General features: G+C 48.1%; 16 protein-coding genes and 1 rRNA gene. 8 read left to right on the forward strand and 9 right to left on the reverse strand.

The genetic code is table 11. From position 1 onward, the window contains the following. A 5S ribosomal RNA gene (gene rrf, locus E1919_RS11460) occupies nucleotides 1–82 on the forward strand; the annotation flags it as partial. 414 nt (nucleotides 83–496) lie between these two features. Here rrf and E1919_RS11465 read toward each other — a convergent pair. The 5 genes from E1919_RS11465 to E1919_RS11485 form a co-directional block, all read right to left on the reverse strand. Further along, complete coding sequence (locus E1919_RS11465; RefSeq protein ID WP_162053544.1) at nucleotides 497–1672, reverse strand: ribonuclease D; 1176 nt, start codon at nucleotides 1670–1672, stop codon at nucleotides 497–499. Nucleotides 1673–1817: 145 nt separating this feature from the next. Next, the gene (locus tag E1919_RS11470; RefSeq protein WP_162053545.1) at nucleotides 1818–2036 is read right to left on the reverse strand and encodes a hypothetical protein; all 219 of its coding nucleotides are present in this window, start codon (nucleotides 2034–2036) and stop codon (nucleotides 1818–1820) included. A gap of 308 nt (nucleotides 2037–2344) precedes the next feature. Next, nucleotides 2345–4087, reverse strand: coding sequence for a M28 family metallopeptidase (locus E1919_RS11475; RefSeq protein ID WP_162053546.1), 1743 nt, complete (start codon nucleotides 4085–4087; stop codon nucleotides 2345–2347). 67 nt (nucleotides 4088–4154) lie between these two features. After that, nucleotides 4155–4634 carry a very short patch repair endonuclease gene (locus tag E1919_RS11480; RefSeq protein WP_162053547.1) on the reverse strand — a complete coding sequence of 160 codons (480 nt, stop codon included), beginning with the start codon at nucleotides 4632–4634 and terminating at the stop codon, nucleotides 4155–4157. A 66-nt stretch (nucleotides 4635–4700) separates the two neighbouring features. Continuing rightward, nucleotides 4701–5009 (reverse strand): WYL domain-containing protein, encoded by a 309-nt coding sequence (locus tag E1919_RS11485; RefSeq protein WP_162053548.1) that lies wholly within the window; start codon nucleotides 5007–5009, stop codon nucleotides 4701–4703. An 835-nt stretch (nucleotides 5010–5844) separates the two neighbouring features. Here E1919_RS11485 and E1919_RS11490 point away from each other — a divergent pair. The 5 genes from E1919_RS11490 (at nucleotide 5845) to E1919_RS11510 (ending at nucleotide 13872) form a co-directional block, all read left to right on the forward strand. Then, nucleotides 5845–8613, forward strand: coding sequence for a 2-oxoglutarate dehydrogenase E1 component (locus E1919_RS11490; RefSeq protein WP_162053549.1), 2769 nt, complete (start codon nucleotides 5845–5847; stop codon nucleotides 8611–8613). A 109-nt stretch (nucleotides 8614–8722) separates the two neighbouring features. Beyond that, the gene (gene odhB / locus E1919_RS11495) at nucleotides 8723–10306 is read left to right on the forward strand and encodes a 2-oxoglutarate dehydrogenase complex dihydrolipoyllysine-residue succinyltransferase (protein ID WP_162053550.1); all 1584 of its coding nucleotides are present in this window, start codon (nucleotides 8723–8725) and stop codon (nucleotides 10304–10306) included. A 214-nt stretch (nucleotides 10307–10520) separates the two neighbouring features. After that, complete coding sequence (gene lpdA / locus E1919_RS11500) at nucleotides 10521–11924, forward strand: dihydrolipoyl dehydrogenase (RefSeq protein ID WP_162053551.1); 1404 nt, start codon at nucleotides 10521–10523, stop codon at nucleotides 11922–11924. A 188-nt stretch (nucleotides 11925–12112) separates the two neighbouring features. Then, on the forward strand, nucleotides 12113–13429 hold the full coding sequence (locus E1919_RS11505) for a plasmid pRiA4b ORF-3 family protein (RefSeq protein WP_162053552.1): 1317 nt from the start codon (nucleotides 12113–12115) through the stop codon (nucleotides 13427–13429). A 32-nt stretch (nucleotides 13430–13461) separates the two neighbouring features. Continuing rightward, nucleotides 13462–13872 (forward strand): DUF3024 domain-containing protein, encoded by a 411-nt coding sequence (locus E1919_RS11510; RefSeq protein WP_202915906.1) that lies wholly within the window; start codon nucleotides 13462–13464, stop codon nucleotides 13870–13872. 166 nt (nucleotides 13873–14038) lie between these two features. Here E1919_RS11510 and E1919_RS11515 read toward each other — a convergent pair whose 3' ends face one another. The 4 genes from E1919_RS11515 to E1919_RS11530 are packed head-to-tail and all read right to left on the reverse strand — an operon-like array spanning nucleotide 14039 to nucleotide 16993. Continuing rightward, nucleotides 14039–14743, reverse strand: a complete 705-nt coding sequence (locus E1919_RS11515) for a DUF4097 family beta strand repeat-containing protein (protein WP_162053553.1) — start codon at nucleotides 14741–14743, stop codon at nucleotides 14039–14041. 28 nt (nucleotides 14744–14771) lie between these two features. Beyond that, the gene (locus E1919_RS11520; protein ID WP_237144294.1) at nucleotides 14772–15665 is read right to left on the reverse strand and encodes a DUF4097 family beta strand repeat-containing protein; all 894 of its coding nucleotides are present in this window, start codon (nucleotides 15663–15665) and stop codon (nucleotides 14772–14774) included. A gap of 31 nt (nucleotides 15666–15696) precedes the next feature. Then, on the reverse strand, nucleotides 15697–16494 hold the full coding sequence (locus E1919_RS11525) for a HEAT repeat domain-containing protein (RefSeq protein ID WP_162053554.1): 798 nt from the start codon (nucleotides 16492–16494) through the stop codon (nucleotides 15697–15699). Then, complete coding sequence (locus E1919_RS11530) at nucleotides 16481–16993, reverse strand: RNA polymerase sigma factor (protein ID WP_162053555.1); 513 nt, start codon at nucleotides 16991–16993, stop codon at nucleotides 16481–16483. The genes E1919_RS11525 and E1919_RS11530 overlap by 14 nt, the downstream gene beginning before the upstream one ends. Nucleotides 16994–17295: 302 nt before the next feature. On the opposite strand from E1919_RS11530, the gene E1919_RS11535 reads away from it, so the two are divergent. Further along, nucleotides 17296–18147 carry an ABC transporter ATP-binding protein gene (locus tag E1919_RS11535; RefSeq protein ID WP_162053556.1) on the forward strand — a complete coding sequence of 284 codons (852 nt, stop codon included), beginning with the start codon at nucleotides 17296–17298 and terminating at the stop codon, nucleotides 18145–18147. Then, nucleotides 18137–18376, forward strand: coding sequence for a hypothetical protein (locus E1919_RS11540; protein ID WP_162053557.1), 240 nt, complete (start codon nucleotides 18137–18139; stop codon nucleotides 18374–18376). The genes E1919_RS11535 and E1919_RS11540 overlap by 11 nt, the downstream gene beginning before the upstream one ends. The last annotated feature ends 1 nt before the right edge of the window (nucleotide 18377 follow it).

Consider the following 18377-nt stretch of genomic DNA (forward strand, 5'->3'; position numbering starts at 1 on the left):
TTCCCATCCCGAACAGAGAAGTTAAGCCCGGACGCGCCGATGGTACTGGGGTCACACCCGGGAGAGTAGGTGGCCGCCAACCCTACAAAAAGACGCCCCCTGTTAGAGATAGCAGGGGGCGTTCTTGATTTAGCCCGTTTCACAACCCTTGCTTGCCGCAGCAGGACGGGCGTGCGCTGTGCCTTGGCACCCATGCCGGGCGGCAGCCGTGGGTATGTCTTGGGGCAGGATACTCAGGGTATTAGAATGGGCAGGATGTTGTTTTGTTTGTAAAGGCATAGCTTGTTTTGAACAGAGGCTCGCAGGGACAAGTCTCTACCTGTCCGTACGAAGCATGTGGCAGAGCAAATTTATAAGGGAAATTTAAAACGAGAAAGATTGACTTGCTTCATACACTTAGTGCTGCTTTGCTCCCTCTCAAGCCGTACCAAAACAAAGAAGCCTCAGTTTTCGCTGGGGCTTCTTTGTTTTAGATATAGCGTAAATGATATTTTTGCTATCTGTGTTTCATAGTAGGCTCAGGCAAAGGTATTCCCAATTCTTCTGCCGCCTCTAAGATGATATCAGTTGCGTATTGTTTCGTGCAGCGCAACTGACCTGTAGCGCTATACTCAGTGATAAGACTTTGCGTAATTATTAGCCTTGAAGCAAATTCACCATACTTTGACATGATGTGCTTTTGTACAATTGCTAGCTCCTCTTTGCGCTTCTCTGTCTCCGGCGTACGGGGAGGGCGTTGCCAGCGGTTGTTCGGGTAATCATGACTGATGTTTTCTGCCTTAGCTTTACTTTTAGCTTGACCTAAGGCCTCCTCTAATAGCTTTTCATTGCGAGACTTCTTAAGGGCGCCATGTATGCCTTTGGTGTGATTTAACCACTCGTGCACATCAGTATTAGGGTTAGTAGCAAGTTCCACAAGCCCTTCATTCGAAATGACATATGATGAAGGCTTGTTAAGCTGCTTCCCCATCTCATCCCTGAAAGCAAATAACTCTTTCAGGATGTACTGTTGATAATTATTAAGTCTGTAAGCATTGCGGAGTTTCATATGTGGATTTTCCGGCTCTGAATAGAGCAGAGACTCTAGCAAAAGGTTTTCCTCCTGTAGCCAATGCATACGTCCTTCTTCTTCAATCTTTGTTACCAATCTCTCTTTTACCTGGTGCAGGTAAATTACATCAATAGCTGCATAAATTAGTTGAGCTTCCGTAAGCGGGCGCTTGTTCCAGTTACTGGACTGCTGCGACTTATCTACTTCCTGACTAAACTCCTCCTTCATAACCGTCGCCAGCGACGACCGCTCATAGTTCAAAATTTTGGCGGCTACGTCAGTGTCCATTACGCCGCGGATGTTGCAGCCTAATTTATCAAGCAGTAGGATGTCGTTGTTGGCGTGGTGAATGATCTTTGTATACTGCTCATCCTCTAAAAGCTCAAAAAGCGGCTGCAGGCTGGCTATAGTAAAAGGGTCAACGATATAGCAGGTACCGTTTCCATCTGATATTTGCACAAGACACAGGTTGAAACCATAAGTAAAGCGGTTTTGGTCAAACTCGAGGTCCAGGGCTAGCTCCTTGTGTTGTCGCAGATTCTTAATTGCTGCAAGCAGTTCAGCATCTGTTTCTATCAGCCTTATAGTTACGCCATCATGTGTTAGCGTTTTATTTTCCATTCCTAAAGGTAAAAAGTTTGTGGCATATTTGTGCTTCTGAATTCTTAATTTAGAAGATACACTTACTATTTGTTGTAGAACAAAAGGCACAAAAAAAGTCTCTGCCTTTTGAGCAGAGACTTTCTGTAGTTAAACAAAAGCTATATTATTGTACTGGCGGCTGTTCCTCTTCAATCTCATCAGCCACACCATCATTTACAGTTGTATCCTCTAACACCGTAGTGTCTTCGGTTTCCATATCCATTTCTATCTCCTCAGTAGTTTCGAAGTTTTCTGATTCAGTAGTTGTTGTATCTTCAGTTGAGCAAGCCGTAAATGCGAACATTGCAAAGGCGGCAAATGCTGATTTCCATATCTTTTTCATAATCGAAATATATTTTGTTTTGTACTTCTCTATACGAAAAGTGCGAAAAGGTAACGTTTCGATATCGTAAAAGTGTACTTTTTTAAAGTTAGTGGCAGGAAAGCATAAGTAAAGGCAAAAGGAGACGGGTGTTCGCAAAGCCTTGGGTAAACAAATTTATTCTGCTGGAGAAAGTCCGAACTGTATAGCTAAAGGTCAACTAAATAGAACCTGTCTCGCTATAATAAACTTATACTTAGCTTATAACCGGAGTGCCTCCTGTACAGAGTTTGTACAGGAGGCACTCCGGTTTTTTATTGATGTAATAGTTACAACGCTCTGGTGCTGTCTGTAGACGCTGCCAGTGAGGCTTCACGCTTTGCTTTGAATTCGGTGCCAGGTTTCCATTCCGGCAGCCTCTCAGTATTGGCCACCCTATACCCAACGCGTAGGAAGAGTTGGAGGTCTTCTACAGCACCTTCCAGGTTCCAGTCGTCGCGCACCTCATCTGATAGCTTGTGGTAATCGTTGGCAGTATAGTTATCGCTCCATTGCTGTACATAATCAGCTGGTTGGTTCCGTGCTACTACTCCTGACTTTGCATACAAAGCCGGCACGCCCTGCTTCGCAAATTCGAAGTGGTCTGAGCGGTAGAAAGAGCCTTTCTCTGGTGAGGCCTCCGGTACAATCCGGCGGTTCTGTGTAGCGGCTTCCGCTGCAAGTACGTCTTCAAGAGTAGAGTTGCCATAACCGATAACCACCACATCCTCGGTAGGGCCATAAGCGTTCAGCACATCCATGTTGATGTTAGCTATCGTTTTGTTCAGCGGGTAAAGCGGGTTCTCAGCATAGTACTTAGAACCAAGAAGCCCTTTCTCTTCCGCAGTAACTGCCAGGAAAAGGATAGAGCGCTTCGGCTTGGTTGGCATAGCAGCATAAGCCTCTGCCAGTTCCAGCAGGCCTGCAGTACCCGTTGCGTTGTCTAAGGCACCATTGTAGATCTGGTCGCCCTGTAACGTTTCGTCCTTACCGAGGTGGTCCCAGTGAGCAGAGTATACCACATATTCATCCTTCATCTCCGGATCAGAGCCTTCCAATTTAGCAACCACGTTCTGAGACTGAATTTCACGCAGCTTGTTCTGTATGCTGAAACTGGCGGTGGCATTCAGCGGCACCGGCTTGAAATCTTTCTGACGGGCTGCCTGCTTCAGTTGCTCCAAGTCTTTGCCAGCCGCCGAAAAGAGTTGTTGGGCTTTATCATTTGTAATCCAGGCTTCCACGGCAGCGAGGTCCATGTTTTTGTTCGCCTTTTGTATATCAAAGTTCTCACGGCTCCAACTGCCCGATACCACCTCGTATGGATAGCCGGCAGGTCCCGTTTCGTGGATTATAACAGCGGCAGCAGCACCTTTCTCTGCGGCAATCTCATACTTATAGGTCCAGCGGCCATAGTAGGTCATAGCCTTGCCGCCAAACATGGCCGAGTCCAGTTCACTTGCATTAGCGGCACTTGGTATAGGCGGGTCGTTGATGAGCATCACAATTGTCTTGCCTTCTACATCCAGGCCCTTATAATCATCCCAGCCATACTCTGGAGCCACAATGCCATACCCTACAAACACCATTTCTGAATTATCGATGTCGATGTTGGGCACAAAGCGGCGGGAAACGGCTACATAATCTGAAGGAAAGTTGAGCGGAATGGTTTTGCCTCCGGCCTGGAAAGATGCCTTAGGCTGGGCCGTAAAACCGACCATCGGCACTTTCTGCACATAAGTGCCATCAGGGTTACCAGGCTGTAGCCCTATCTGTTTGAATTGGCGGGTGAGGTAATTCACAGTAGAGTCTTCGCCTACAGTGCCCGGGCCACGTCCTTCAAAAGCGTCGGAAGCCAGCACAGTGGTATGTTTTAGAACATCGGCAGCATTAATGGTTTGCAGGGCGGGCTGCAGGTTGGTGCTATCTGCGGCAGCAGCAGCAGCTTCGTCTGTTTCACTTACTTGTCGGGAGCTCTCATTGCATCCCAATGCTAACAACCCCATCAGGCCGAGCAGCGGAAAATGTTTCTTCATAGATGTTGGTTAAGGAAAGATTCCTCAATTTAAAGATTTTTTTGGAACTAGAGACGAGGCTTTTCTATTAAGCAGCTACTTCCCAACTAAAGGGCACGCCACGGTGCAGTTGTTGAATTAAGGTAAGGCTGCCAGCCAGATCCTGTTGCAACTGGCACTCCCAGATTACAATGCGCTGCCAGCCAGCTTCCCGATACAGTTGCTGGTATCGGTTATCACGGCTTTTGTTCTTTTCAAACTTATCTTCCCAGAAATTAACGTTCGTTTTCGGTAGGGAAGGCTGGCAGTAGGGGCAGCGGTGCCAGAAGCAGCCATGTATAAAAATGGCCAAACGGCGGCCAGGGTAGCAGACATCTGGTTTGCCCGGGGCCTTAGGCCAGTGCACGCGGTAGCCGCGCAGGCCCGCATGCCAAAGCGCGCTGCGCAGGGTAAGCTCAGGCTTCGTGTTTTTACTTTTATTGCCCCGCATATAGCGGCTTATTTTTTCCGCTGCTGTGAGGAGCGGTAGTGGGGCGGTGTACTTCTTTTTCCTGCGTTTTGCTGCCAATGTGCTGCATGCCTTTATGCAGGGGTATAACAAGCAGCAGGTGCAGATAGTGCCGCGAAAGGCAGGTCAAATGCGGTAGTAGATGCGGTTCATGGAGCTGTTGTACGGATCATAGCCGGGTCTTTTTTTGCAGAACCTGTCATCCAGCAGTTTTACGTTTTCCATGTTACTGAACAGGAAGCAACGCCAGCCCGCTGCTGTATTGGCAGCAACAGCAGGCTGGCTGTCGAGCCAGGCACAGAGGCAGTCCTGGTTGTGATGATTTACGCCTACTAAATGAGGCTCCACTATATAATTTTCGCCGCTATAGTCGAACTGTATGAGCAACCTTGCTCCAACTGCTCTGGAAAGCTCTTCTAAAAGATAACTATACATAGCGTACAGGTTTAAATACCACTAAAAGCCTTAACCTTGTTTTTGTCGCAGGCTTGCCTTTAGATAATGTTGTTTTATGTTAAATAAATCTAACTTATTATTTATGTTTTACATAGGAAACAGCGCTATGTAAAGTAACATAGGAAACAGAGAGCATTAGGAGTAGTAGGGTTAAACATAATGGCCCAGCATGTTATTCCGGCGGATGTATGGTTGATTAAAGCCAAGAAAAGTAACACAGGCAGTTGCTTGCTGGATTTCAGTATTAGGCATGTGTGTATCCGACACGAGCGAGGCTGTTACAGGCAGCAGGTATTTTTCTCAAGGCATTCGAGCTAATTGAAGTGGCAGCCCAAAAAGAACTACAGGCGGAGGTGCTTTATATATGTCTGTTCAGCTGGCGATGCGAATCTATGCAGGTACAGTGGCTGCTCTCACAATAACCTCTCCTGAATATACTGTTGCGCTATATATTTAACGGGTACCTACTTACTGAAGATTCTATAAACCGGTATAGGATATCACCGTTTATACTAGTTATGCTGACTTAATTTCAAAGCACCTTGAGGAGCGTCACGTGCACTTCTTTGCTGCATAGAAGTGATTACATAATCATTGAGCTAAAATATGGGAGGTTGTACAGGTTTTCTTTATCTTACGACGCGAATACTTTATAACAAACTGCCGTCATGCCCACAGAAAAAGTAGGTGCAGTTAATGCTTGATCGATCTCAAGGTATTTGATTTATAATATTATTCGTTTAAGCGAATACGCAGTATTCGTTATTTATATAATACGTTTAACTTTACCTTTGATAAAAGGCAGTAAATAATTATGGATAAATATAGCTATATCGCTAACGCGCACGGCGATTATATTGATGAGTTGTACAAATCTTATCAACAGGACCCGGAATCGGTAGAGTTCGGGTGGCGTAAGTTTTTTGAAGGATTTGATTTCTCGAAAGCGTACGGTGAAAACGGCCATGCTGCTGAAAATGGCGCCGCCACTACTGCCCCTGCTAAAGGAGGTGTAGCTGTAGCACAAGGAGAGTCAGAAAAAGAGGTAGCGGTGCGTAACTTTATTTACGCTTACCGGAGCCGTGGCCATCTGCGCTCTAAAACCAACCCGGTGCGGGAACGCAAGGACCGCAAGGCCATGCTAGACCTGAAAGACTTTGGTTTGTCTGGAGCCGATCTGGATACTGTATTTCAGGTAGGTGAAATAATCGGAATCGGGCCTGCTAAGCTACGTGACATCGTAGCAGCGGTGCAGAAAATCTATGAAGGTGCTATTGGCTATGAATACATGTATATTCGTAACCCGGAGGTACTATCATGGATTCAGAACAAGATAGAGAACGAATCTCTGAACTTTAACCCGGGCATTGAATATAAGAAACGCATCCTGTCTAAGCTAAATGAGGCAGTAGTGTTCGAAAACTTCCTGCACACTAAGTTTCTGGGGCAAAAGCGCTTTTCACTGGAAGGTGGCGAAACAACAATACCTGCACTGGATGCCATTATCGATAAGGCTTCTGAGCTTGGAGCAAAAGAAGTAGTCATTGGTATGGCGCACCGTGGCCGCCTGAACGTGCTGGCCAACATCATGGGCAAAACCTACGAACAGATATTCTCTGAATTTGAAGGCACTGCCGTTCCTGACCTCACAATGGGCGATGGCGACGTGAAGTACCACATGGGCTTCTCTTCTGAGGTGAAAACAGCAGGAGGAAACACTATCAACCTGAAGCTGGCCCCGAATCCATCGCACTTAGAGGCGGTGAACCCAGTAGTAGAAGGTTTTGTGCGTGCAAAAATCGACTGCATGTATGAAAAAGACTCCCGCTCCATTGTGCCTATCCTGATTCACGGCGATGCTGCCGTAGCTGGGCAGGGCATTGTGTATGAGGTAACGCAGATGGCGAACCTGAGCGGTTATAAGACAGGTGGTACCATTCACTTTGTTATCAACAACCAAGTTGGTTTCACCACCGACTTCGAAGACGCCCGCTCTTCTATCTACTCTACTGATGTTGCCAAAATAATAGATGCGCCTGTGCTTCACGTAAACGGCGATGATCCGGAGGCAGTTGTTTTTGCGGTGCGTATGGCAACAGAATACCGTCAGAAGTTCGGCAACGATATCTTCATTGATATGGTGTGCTACCGCCGCCATGGTCATAACGAGTCGGATGAGCCGAAGTTCACGCAGCCACAACTATATAACTTGATTTCAAAGCACGCAAATCCGCGTGAAAAATATAATAAAGAACTGATTAGCAACGGTTCGGTAGATGCAGAGCTTGCCACAAACATGGATAAGGAGTTCCGCCAGATGCTGCAGGACCGCCTGGACATGGTGAAGCAGAAGCCTTTGCCATACAACTACCAGGTGCTGGAGAAAGACTGGCAGGAGCTGCGCCGTTCCACGCCGGAAGACTTTAACCAGTCACCTGAAACAGGAATATCTGCCGAGGTGATAGAAAAAGTAGGAAAAGCTCTGACCACGCTCCCACAAGGCTTTAAGCCGCTCAAGCAAATTGAGAAGCTGATAAAAGAGCGCAAAGAGATGTTCTTTGAGACAAAGCAGCTGAACTGGGCAGCCGGCGAGTTGCTGGCTTACGGCTCAGTTGTGCAGGATGGCAAAATCGTGCGTTTCAGCGGGCAGGATGTGCAGCGTGGTACGTTCTCGCATCGCCACGCCGTGTTGCATGATGCCGTAACAAGTGCGCCTTACAATAACCTGAACCATATTGACGAAGAAGGTACTGGTTCTTTCGAAATTTACAACTCGCTGCTGTCAGAGTATGGCGTGCTGGGCTTTGAATTTGGTTACGCGATGGCAAACCCGAGTGCCCTTGTTATCTGGGAAGCACAGTTCGGTGACTTTGCCAACGGTGCCCAGGTGATGATCGACCAGTTCATTACGGCTACTGAGTCGAAATGGCAGCGTATGAACGGTTTAGTGATGTTGCTGCCGCACGGTTACGAAGGGCAGGGACCGGAGCACTCCAATGCCCGTCCGGAACGTTTCCTGCAGCTGGCTGCCGAGAACAACATTTTCGTTACTTACATCACCACACCGGCAAACCTGTTCCACATGATGCGCCGCCAGCTGGCGCTGCCTTTCCGCAAGCCCGCTATCAACATGTCGCCTAAGTCGTTGCTGCGCCACCCACTGGTAAGCTCTCCAATAGAAGACTTTACATCAGGAGGCTTTAAAGAAATAATTGGCGATGATTACGCAGATGCCAAGTCTGTGAAGAAAGTGCTGCTTTGCTGGGGTAAAGTGTACTTCGACTTACTTGAAGAGCAGCAGAACAACAACCGTAAGGATGTTGCCCTTGTGCGTATGGAGCAGTTGGCGCCATTCCCGAAAGTACAGCTGGATGCTGAACTGGCAAAGTACCCGAAGGCCAAAATTTACTGGGTACAGGAAGAGCCGGAGAATATGGGTGCCTGGACGTACATCCTGCGCCTGATGCGCAAGCAGGTAGAAGATGTGGTTGCCCGTAAAGCAAGTGCCTCGCCAGCTACAGGTTATCTGAAAGTGCACGTAAAAGAGCAGCAAAACCTTGTGGAGCGCGCCTTTTCAATATAATTAGTGATGATGCGTAATGGACTAAAACAGTTAATTTTAGCTGTTTTAGTCCATTACGCATGTTTCATCCGTAATTTATAATTCGTAATTCATAATTGATTTAAAATATATGAGCTTAGAAGTTAAAGTGCCTGCCGTAGGTGAGTCAATCACTGAGGTAACGATAGCCCAGTGGCTAAAGAAAGACGGTGACCGTGTGGAGATGGATGAGGTGATAGCTGAGCTGGAATCTGACAAAGCCACATTCGAACTGCCAGCCGAAGGAGCAGGCATTTTACGCATAGTAGCACCCGAAGGCGAAACAGTTGAGGTAGGTGCGCTACTTTGCAGAATTGAAGAGGATGGTGCGGGTTCTTCTGCTCCTGCAACTCCGGCTGCCGAAGCATCTGCTGCCCCGCAAGAGGCTGCCCCACAGGAGGCCGCTCCTGCCGCAGCACAGGGTGGTGGCGAAACTATTGACATGGTAGTGCCTACTGTAGGAGAGTCCATCTCTGAAGTAACCATAGCCAACTGGCTGAAAAACGACGGCGACCGTGTGGAAATGGATGAGGTGATAGCTGAGTTGGAATCAGACAAGGCCACCTTCGAACTTCCGGCAGAGGCCGCAGGTACCCTTCAGATTGTAGCGCAGCAAGGCGACACCGTGGAGATTGGAGGTTTGCTTTGTAAAATTGTAGCTGGTGCCGGTGGAGGTGCTGCAAAACCAGCCGCACAGCCAAGTGCTCCTGCCGCACAGCAGGCAACAGTACCGGCAGCTGCATCCGGGTATGGAGGAAGCCAAACTTATGCTTCCGGCACACCATCGCCGGCTGCAGGTAAAATTCTTTCTGAAAAAGGCATCAACGCAGCCGATGTGCAGGGCACAGGCCGCGATGGCCGCATCACAAAAGAAGATGCACAGAGCGCACAGAAGGCTGCTGCCAAGCCAGCGGCTGCCCCTGCTCCGAAGCAAGAGGCAACTGCGGCTTCTGAGGCACCAGCTGCAAGTGGCGAGCGCAACCAGCGCCGCGAGAAAATGAGCTCGCTGCGCAAAACAGTTGCCCGCCGCCTGGTGCAGGTGAAAAACGATACGGCGATGCTAACTACCTTCAATGAGGTAGATATGAAGCCGATTATGGACATCCGCACGAAATACAAGGAGAAGTTCAAGGAGAAGCACGATGTAGGCCTTGGCTTTATGTCGTTCTTCACAAAGGCTTGTACCGTTGCCCTGCAGGAGTGGCCGGCAGTAAACGCCCAGATAGACGGCACCGATATGATTTTCAATGATTTCTGCGACGTATCCATTGCGGTTTCATCTCCAAAAGGCCTGGTAGTGCCGGTTATCCGCAACGCGGAGAGCCTGTCGCTGGATGGTATTGAGAAAGAGGTGATTCGTCTGGCGAAGAAAGCCCGTGACGGTAAATTGTCTATTGAGGAAATGACAGGTGGTACCTTCACCATTACCAACGGTGGTGTGTTCGGTTCTATGATGTCAACGCCAATCATCAATGCACCGCAGTCTGCTATATTGGGTATGCACAACATCGTGCAGCGCCCGGTGGCTATCGACGGTCAGGTAGAAATCAGGCCGATGATGTACCTGGCCCTGTCTTACGACCATCGCATTATCGACGGTCGCGAGTCCGTTTCCTTCCTAGTACGCGTGAAAGAGCTGCTGGAAGACCCGATGAGACTACTCCTTGGTGTATAATTTTTTGAAGTAAGTGTGAGGAGGAGAGGCTGTAAAAGTTACTCCTCCTTTCTTTTATAGCTCTTACAGTACCGTAACCCATCCCTGCCCCTCCAAGGAGGGGAGTTTCTGTAAGAGTAGAGAATTCCCCTCCTCGGAGGAGTAGGGGTGGGTTTGCATTGGCAGAGAAAACAAATGAAAAACGAGAGATTACTCTCCATAAAATATAAAACACATGAAATACGATGTAACCGTAATCGGTTCTGGTCCTGGTGGGTATGTAGCGGCAATACGCTGTGCGCAGCTGGGCCTGAAAACCGCTATCATAGAAAAATATAATGTACTGGGTGGAACCTGCCTCAACGTAGGCTGCATTCCGTCTAAAGCGCTGCTGGACTCGTCTGAGCATTACCACAATGCGGCGCACGCTTTCAAGGAGCATGGGATTGAACTGGATAACCTGCAGGTGAACCTTCAGCAGATGATCAAGCGAAAGGCAGAGGTGGTGAAGTCGAACAACGATGGTATCACCTACCTGATGAAAAAGAACAAGATCGATACTTACTTCGGCCTTGGTTCATTTGTAAGCAAAAACAAAATCAAGGTAACGGATGCAGAGGGAAAAGAGCAGGAGATAGAAACAGATAAAACTATCATTGCTACCGGTTCCAAGCCTACTTCGCTGCCATTCCTGCCAATCGATAAAAAGCGCGTTATCACCTCTACAGAGGCTTTATCGCTGACAGAAGTACCGAAGAACCTAATTATTATTGGTGGAGGTGTGATTGGCCTGGAACTAGGTTCGGTATATGCGCGCCTTGGTGCTAAAGTACAGGTGGTGGAGTATATGGATTCTATTATTCCGACCATGGACCGTGCATTGGGCAAAGAACTGCAGCGTATACTGAAGAAGACGCTCGGCTTTGAGTTCTTCATGAGCCATAAAGTAACAGGTGCTACCAACGAAGGAGAAACCGTTAAAGTAAAGGCTGAAAATCCAAAAGGCGAAGAAGTTACGTTTGAAGGTGATTACGTGCTGGTATCTGTTGGCCGTAAGCCGTATACCGAAGGCCTTGGCCTGGAGAATGCCGGTGTGCAGATGGGCGAGCGCGGTATGATTGCCGTAAACGACCACCTCGAAACAAACGTGTCGGGCATCTATGCCATTGGCGACGTGGTGCGTGGTGCCATGCTGGCGCACAAAGCCGAAGAAGAAGGCGTACTGGTGGCAGAGCAAATTACAGGTCAGAAGCCGCACATCAACTACAACCTGATTCCGGGTGTGGTGTACACCTGGCCGGAAGTGGCAGCTGTCGGCTACACCGAAGAGCAACTGAAGGAGCAGGGCCGTGCTTACAAATCAGGTTCTTTCCCGTTCAAAGCCTCTGGCCGTGCGAAGGCATCCGGCGATACAGACGGTTTTGTAAAGGTGCTGGCAGACAAAGAAACGGATGAGATTATAGGCGTGCATATGATTGGCCCGCGTATCGCCGACCTTATTGCGGAAGCGGTGACAGCCATGGAATTCCGTGCATCCGCCGAGGATGTAGCCCGTATGAGCCACGCGCACCCAACTTATGCGGAGGCTATGAAAGAAGCCTGTTTAGCTGCGACAGAAAACCGCGCTTTACATATCTAAGCAGTCTGTAGTTTCTAATATATTGGCCGCGCCACCTCTATCTGGGGTGGCGCTGTTTGTTTTATACGTGATGTCGCAGGCCTGGAGATGCTATGAGGTCTTGGATCGGCCATGAAAAATCTTTAAGAAAAGTAACAATTTCTCTCTAGTCTCATATATAAGAAAACTATATCTGGAACTTTATCGCAATGGAGAAAATTACGCTGCCTGAGCTACCTGTCTTAATCGATTTTGACCTGTTCCTGACCTTCTTACGGACCCATCGGCAGGTGCCGGTCACCGGGAGCAGCTTTCATCTGAAACAGGCAGACCTTTTTCGGCTGAATGCGGAGATGTACTTTAAAGCCAGTTGGGTGTCAGAGAAAAGCAGGCAGCCGCATTACCCTTTGCTGGACTTCTTCTATCATGTGGTGATAGCCAGTAAACTGGTGCGGGTGCACCACGAGAAAAAGGGGGTATACCTGAAGGTAGTTCCGGAGCAACTGGAGAAGTATGACCTGATGATGCATACCGAGCGCTACTTTTTGCTGCTCGAGACGCTGTGGTGCCACATGAACTGGGAAGAACTGACGGGCGCGCGAAGCCTATACTTTGCAGAAACAGTGTTAGAGGTGCTGGAACTGATGGCGCTGAGTGACCCCGGACAGGTGTTAGAGGTGCGGGACAGGTCTGTGCAGGTGCAGGCTAACAAGCCGCCGCTCCATCTAATGAGCCGGAAAGCGTATGAAGTGCTTTGGTTTCTGGGCTTCTACGATTTGGTGCCGGATACTACGTTGACTAAAAGGCCGGAGAGCCATGAGTTTCCGTATACAAAGTTTATTTCAAAGGAACTAAGCCAGTACCTGGTGCCGGTGCTGCTGGAGCAAAGACCACTGGAGTTTTGGAACCTATCTGCCAGCCAGGAAACCGATATATTCAGTGAGCTTGAGGGCATAATGGACTTGTTAGTTTATAAGCCGGAAGTGGAAATACCGGAAGAGGAAACCACAGAAAAGCCAGACGAGCCTTTTATAGAAGCATTCAAGCCGCTGTTTGCGCCAGAAGATCTCTCCGAGGATTTTTATGTCCAGCAGGAAAGTTTTGAAGGCGGTCGCTACACCATCCGAATTGCGTTATCTAAGAAAGTATACCGGACTATTGCTATCGGGGCCTCTGCTACACTGGAAGATCTGCATTTGGCTATTCAAAAGATTTACAACTTTGACGATGACCATTTATATGCCTTCTACATGGATGGCAAAGAATGGTCGGAGTATGGCATCTATAGCCCAGACAGCGACAGGCCTCCTTTCACCAACGAGGTAAAGTTGGGCGAACTAGACTTATATACAGGTAAACGCTTTGTGTACCTGTTTGACTTTGGCGACCGCTGGCTGTTTGAGTTAGTGGTGCAAAAGATAGAACCGAAGGTTCCTGAGCCGGGCAAAGCCATCGTGATAGAAGAAAAAGGTGAGGCACCCCCGCAGTATTGGGAGGAGGACGAAGACGACGATGACGCTTGGTGATGTTTGAATATACATACTTTAACAGAGAATTCATGGTAAAGAAGAAAGCTTTGAGAGTATGGCTGCCCACACCTCAAAGAGCCTCGAAACCAAAGATTCCAGAGGCGGAGAAACAGCAGGTGGAGGCGCAGTGTCAAACTTTCATAGAATTGAAAAAGCCATCATGGGTGCAGCCTCCGAACGATAGGTGGGGTTACGTAAGCGATGTGTATGGAAAGTGGTACCGCAGCTATTTTTACTTCTGCGCCACCTACAGCTGCAAAGCGCCTGATGCCATTATGCCGGAACGGGAAGTAAAATTTACCCGGCTTGAACATGCTGGCGCGGGCAAATTTCACCTGGCCTATTTCCGCCATACCGGGCAATGGTGGCAGGTGTACGAAAACCTGACGCTGAAAGACTGCCTGCACACCATTGAGCAGGAGCAACTTTTTTGGCCATGATGTAGAACAGCACCCTCATCATAGCACATTTTTGTTGAGGAGGTGTAGCAGCCTCAATTTGGGGGCGCTGTTTGTATTTAGCCCTGACCTCGCAGCGTGCGCAGCTCCTGCGAGTGTTTGATGTACAGAAAGCAGACACTCGCAGGAGCTGCGCACGCTGCGAGATCTAGTCCTGCTTCCGAAGGTAAATATCATTGCTGATGCTTTCCAGGCTAATCAAAGAGCCGCCGCCATTCACGTTGCCTTTGAGCTCGTATCCTACCATGGGAGCATCTTCTCTTCCGTTCAGGAAATCAATACCCAGGTCAGAATATACTTCACCGGTGATGGTCTCTAAGGAGACGGTCGCCCCTTTTTTTTCGGACCAATTCATGTCTACGAAGCCGCTGATGGATTTAGCCTGAACAGGTCCGGTTAAGCCTCTTAATTCAATATTGCCATTGATGGTCTCCACAGATAAGTCGGCATCACGGGGTACAAAAATCTCATAATCAATATTGGCGCATGTATAGGTGCGGTATCCGTTGTCTTGCATGCTATAGCCGTTATTGTTTTCCGGGCAATCTTCGGCCTTGCCATTTTTCAACAGTTCTTTGTCCAGGTCTACTTCAGCGCGTGCGCTTTTGTCATCAGATTTAAAGTTAAGAAGCAGCGCGTCATTCAGCTTTCCATTGTTAATATCATAGGTAACTTTAATGGAAGCCTCATTTTCATCCCAGGCGGATATTTTAATGTTGTTACCAAAGGTAAGCTTCAGGTCAACTTTTTTATTGGCGGGCACAGCCAGCGTTTTCTCTACCGTTTCAGATTGTGCCAGTAAGCTGGTGGTAAATGCAAACCACACTAAGCTTAAGATGAATACTTTTTTCATAGTTCAGGTCTCTTTTATAAGTTTTTGATTATTTACTCTTGCGGATAAACATATCACCGCTAATGGTATACAAGCTCATTTCTACTCCACCACCGTTCGTGGTACCTTCTATGGTGTCGCCTCCGGCTACTCTTGGCAGCCCGCTTTTGGTGTTTTTCCCTAAGTTCATGTCGAAGTCAGAATAGATTTCTCCCTGTATAGACTTGAGCTTAAGATTTGCTTTGGTGTTAGGCGGTAAAGTAACGTCTACTGCGCCAGCCACGGACGAGATAGCGCTGGGTTTGGCCTGGTTAAGGCTGGAGAACTTCACGATAATATCGCCAGCCGTTGTATTGGCTATAACAGGGCCGGTAACATTCGTCAGCCTGGCGGTGGAGTTGTTGAGCTTTAGCTCTATTTCTCCGTTCATGTCTGACAGTGCTAAATTGTCGCCAGTCCAGTTTGTCTCTTCATACACTACTGCAGCATTCTTGGGAATCCTGATAACATAGTTGCCATCCTGGCGGGAGGCTTTGCTGATTCTTAAGGTGTTGTTGTCTTTTGTTACAGCCAGGCCTAAGCCTGTGTTATCTTCTGCCGAATTATAAAGCGGTTTAAGTCCTTTGGCACGTGCTGGTGGAGCTTCATTACCACCCTCTGCTTCTATGATAACTTCATCTCCGTTATGCCCTATTACCTCGACACCACTATTGAACACGCTGATAATCACGCGACTGTCCTTGCTGTTCGCTAATTTTACCCTGTGCGTGAGCGGCTTGTCCTGCGCTGCTGCTGCCTCCTGAACTGTGTCATCGCTATTCCAAAGAGTTAGAAGTTCAGGGTCCTTTTCTGTGCTGCTGTATGGTGCGAACACTATAGTCGCGCACACAGCTTTGTTGGTGAGCATCAGGCACACTGATACCAGTAACATTATCTTTTTCATGTTTTACTTTATACTAAATGTCAGAATTGATTTATATAAGGATGCCGATTCCTTCTTCGGCCTTGTTCTTCACAATTGGTAAAACGTTTTCTTTCTCCGCCAGCCTCTGAAGCTGCTCCAGCGCTTTTTTCTCTTTAAGAGTCACCAGCATGTCTATCAGCGTGATTTGCATCAGCGGGTCTGTCTGTATGGGCAATGACCTGATAAAGGCATTGCGTACCTGCTCATCGTCTTTGTACCGGTAGAGGGCTTCGCTGGCTGCCAGGCGCACGTTTACGTTCGGGTCGCTGTTCATGGTGCTGATGAGCAGGTTGATGACCTCGTAGTCTTCGGGGGTTGCACTAAACTCCTGGCTCACCACCTTAATGCGGTCACTGGCCGAGTAACCTGCTGTGGTGCCGGCTGTGAGTACCTGTTTCATCTCCTGTACTTCCTGCCGCAGCGCAGCTATTTCCGGGGTCTGCTGTTCTATAGAGGAGCTCTGCATGTATTTGGCTCCAGCCCAGAAAGCACCTACTAAGAGCAAAATACTTGCTGCCACGCGCCAATAAGCGGCTGCCTGCTGCATCACCGGGAAAAACAGCTGCTTTCCCTGTTCAGGTGTCTGCTGCGCCTCTATTTTCTCAAAGAACCAGTCGTCTGCCAAAAACTTATCCAGTTGCTCTTCCTGCTGTTGTGTGTAGCACTGAAACTGTGCCGCGTGCGGCTGCAAATGCCTTGGCAGCTGCTGTTCCTGGGTAAAGTAATCTTTCAGTTGCTTCTCTTCTGCCACGGTGGTTTCGCCATCGTAGTACTTTTGCAGCAGAGCCTCTATGTTATCCCACTTCATAATTTTCCAGCTTTAAGAAACCGTCTCGGACACTTTTTCGGGCTCTCGAAAGGATAACCCGGATGTTGTTGACGGTTAAGTTTGTTATCTGCTCCATCTCCTCAAAAGAGAGACCTTCCACATCACGCAGATGCAGAATGAGCTTTTGCTGCTCTGGCAACCCTGCCAGTAAGCCCTGCACTTTACTCACGCTGTCAGCCTGTTCGGTTCGCTGGTAAGGAGTTGCCTCTCCCGAGCCTACCTCTAAGCCTGTTACATCTACTGTGCGCTTTCGCTTGCTGGTTTTTATTTTGTCCAGGCACAGGTTTTTGGTAACGGTCATTGCAAAGGCCTCGATGCTAGTGTAGGCGTGCAGCTTGTGCTTATTGGTCCAGAGTTTCAAGAATACGTCCTGCAAAATGTCTTCTGCTTCTTCTTTATCCCGAAGCATAAAGACAGCCAGCCGATACAGCTTTTGCTTTGCAGGAAGCACCTTGCTTTTAAACTCTTGTAAGTCCATTCAATAACAGAGACGACCTTGGTGGGAAAACATTACAGTAAGCTATAAAATATTTTTCTGAGTGTGTGAAGGGCTGCCTCACAAGGTGCAACTCAACCTGTAAAACACCTGCTGAAGCACCTTGAGCTACATAAATCTGAATGTATAGCTTGTCAAGAAACGCCTTTTTGTGCACTCTCTACCAGTTTGTTACATTTTTCTTCCCCTACAGAAAAATATTTTTTACAAAATGCTTGACAATATGAAAACCATTTATACCTTTGTAGTGTACTATGTAACTAATACACTAACAAGGTAAAACTATGATAGCCTTAAAAGACATTCACTTCCGGTACAAGAAGAACAAGCCGCTCTTCGAGAACCTGAACCTGACCCTGGAGCCGGGCTTTATTTATGGGCTGCTGGGCAAGAACGGCGCCGGTAAGTCGTCGCTGCTCAAACACATCTCCGGCTTGCTGTACCCGGACAGCGGCCAGTGCACGGTGTTTGGCTTTGATGCTTCGGCACGCAAGCCCGCCATGCTGGAGGATATCTACATGATACCGGAGGAGTTTAACCTTCCGCCTATCAGCCTCAGCAACTATGTGAAAACAAATGGCGTGTTCTACTCCAAATTCAGCAATAACCAGCTGCAGGCTTACCTGGCGGAGTTTGAGCTGGATGAAAGCGCCAAACTCTCCACGCTGTCATACGGGCAGAAAAAGAAGTTCCTGATTGCCTTCGGCCTAGCCACCAATGCCCGCCTCCTCATCCTGGATGAGCCAACCAATGGCCTGGATATTCCTTCCAAAAGCCAGTTCAGAAAGATTATGGCGGCCTCTCTGGACGAAGAAAAGATCATCATCATTTCCACGCACCAGGTGCGCGACCTCGAGAACCTGATTGACAACGTGGTGGTGCTGGAGAAGGGAAACATCGTCTTCAACCGCAACATGGGCGAAATTTCAGAAAAGCTGGCCTTTGAATACAACCTGAGCGGAGTACCCGCTGAAGAAATTCTGTATGCGGAGGATATGCACGGCCGAAAAGCAGGTATCGTGAAAAATATAGCCGGCCACGACGCACGTGTAGACCTGGAACTGCTGTTTAATGGCATCGTGAAGAACGCTGCCGGCATAAACGAACATTTTGCTAACTACAAGTATGAATACTAAACTAACAGCAATGCGCTACCAACTTAAGCAGCTACGCATGAAAGGAAGCTCGCTGTTGATTGCCTTCGCAGCTTTTGGCTGTGCCTTCCTGGTAGAGACGGAGCAGGTAGACATTAAATATCCTTTAGAACTTGTTCTGAAGAGCTTTACAAACGACCCAATATCTTTTCGAATTTGTTCTGAAAGGCCTATAACCGACCCAATTATCCTAACCATTAGTACAAAATAAA

Source organism: Pontibacter pamirensis (assembly GCF_010015475.1).
GTDB classification, from domain to species: Bacteria; Bacteroidota; Bacteroidia; order Cytophagales; family Hymenobacteraceae; genus Pontibacter; species Pontibacter pamirensis.

What these genes read in the sequence shown, in the direction of transcription:
- odhB (WP_162053550.1), top strand. Translation starts at nt 8,723, where the DNA reads ATGAGCTTAGAAGTTAAAGTGCCTGCCGTAGGTGAGTCAATCACTGAG.
- E1919_RS11540 (WP_162053557.1), top strand. Translation starts at nt 18,137, where the DNA reads ATGAATACTAAACTAACAGCAATGCGCTACCAACTTAAGCAGCTACGC.
- E1919_RS11535 (WP_162053556.1), top strand. Translation starts at nt 17,296, where the DNA reads ATGATAGCCTTAAAAGACATTCACTTCCGGTACAAGAAGAACAAGCCG.
- E1919_RS11475 (WP_162053546.1), bottom strand. Translation starts at nt 4,087, where the DNA reads ATGAAGAAACATTTTCCGCTGCTCGGCCTGATGGGGTTGTTAGCATTG.
- E1919_RS11470 (WP_162053545.1), bottom strand. Translation starts at nt 2,036, where the DNA reads ATGAAAAAGATATGGAAATCAGCATTTGCCGCCTTTGCAATGTTCGCA.
- E1919_RS11485 (WP_162053548.1), bottom strand. Translation starts at nt 5,009, where the DNA reads ATGTATAGTTATCTTTTAGAAGAGCTTTCCAGAGCAGTTGGAGCAAGG.
- E1919_RS11520 (WP_237144294.1), bottom strand. Translation starts at nt 15,665, where the DNA reads ATGAAAAAGATAATGTTACTGGTATCAGTGTGCCTGATGCTCACCAAC.
- E1919_RS11505 (WP_162053552.1), top strand. Translation starts at nt 12,113, where the DNA reads ATGGAGAAAATTACGCTGCCTGAGCTACCTGTCTTAATCGATTTTGAC.
- E1919_RS11465 (WP_162053544.1), bottom strand. Translation starts at nt 1,672, where the DNA reads ATGGAAAATAAAACGCTAACACATGATGGCGTAACTATAAGGCTGATA.
- E1919_RS11530 (WP_162053555.1), bottom strand. Translation starts at nt 16,993, where the DNA reads ATGGACTTACAAGAGTTTAAAAGCAAGGTGCTTCCTGCAAAGCAAAAG.
- E1919_RS11490 (WP_162053549.1), top strand. Translation starts at nt 5,845, where the DNA reads ATGGATAAATATAGCTATATCGCTAACGCGCACGGCGATTATATTGAT.
- E1919_RS11525 (WP_162053554.1), bottom strand. Translation starts at nt 16,494, where the DNA reads ATGAAGTGGGATAACATAGAGGCTCTGCTGCAAAAGTACTACGATGGC.
- lpdA (WP_162053551.1), top strand. Translation starts at nt 10,521, where the DNA reads ATGAAATACGATGTAACCGTAATCGGTTCTGGTCCTGGTGGGTATGTA.
- E1919_RS11515 (WP_162053553.1), bottom strand. Translation starts at nt 14,743, where the DNA reads ATGAAAAAAGTATTCATCTTAAGCTTAGTGTGGTTTGCATTTACCACC.
- E1919_RS11510 (WP_202915906.1), top strand. Translation starts at nt 13,462, where the DNA reads ATGGTAAAGAAGAAAGCTTTGAGAGTATGGCTGCCCACACCTCAAAGA.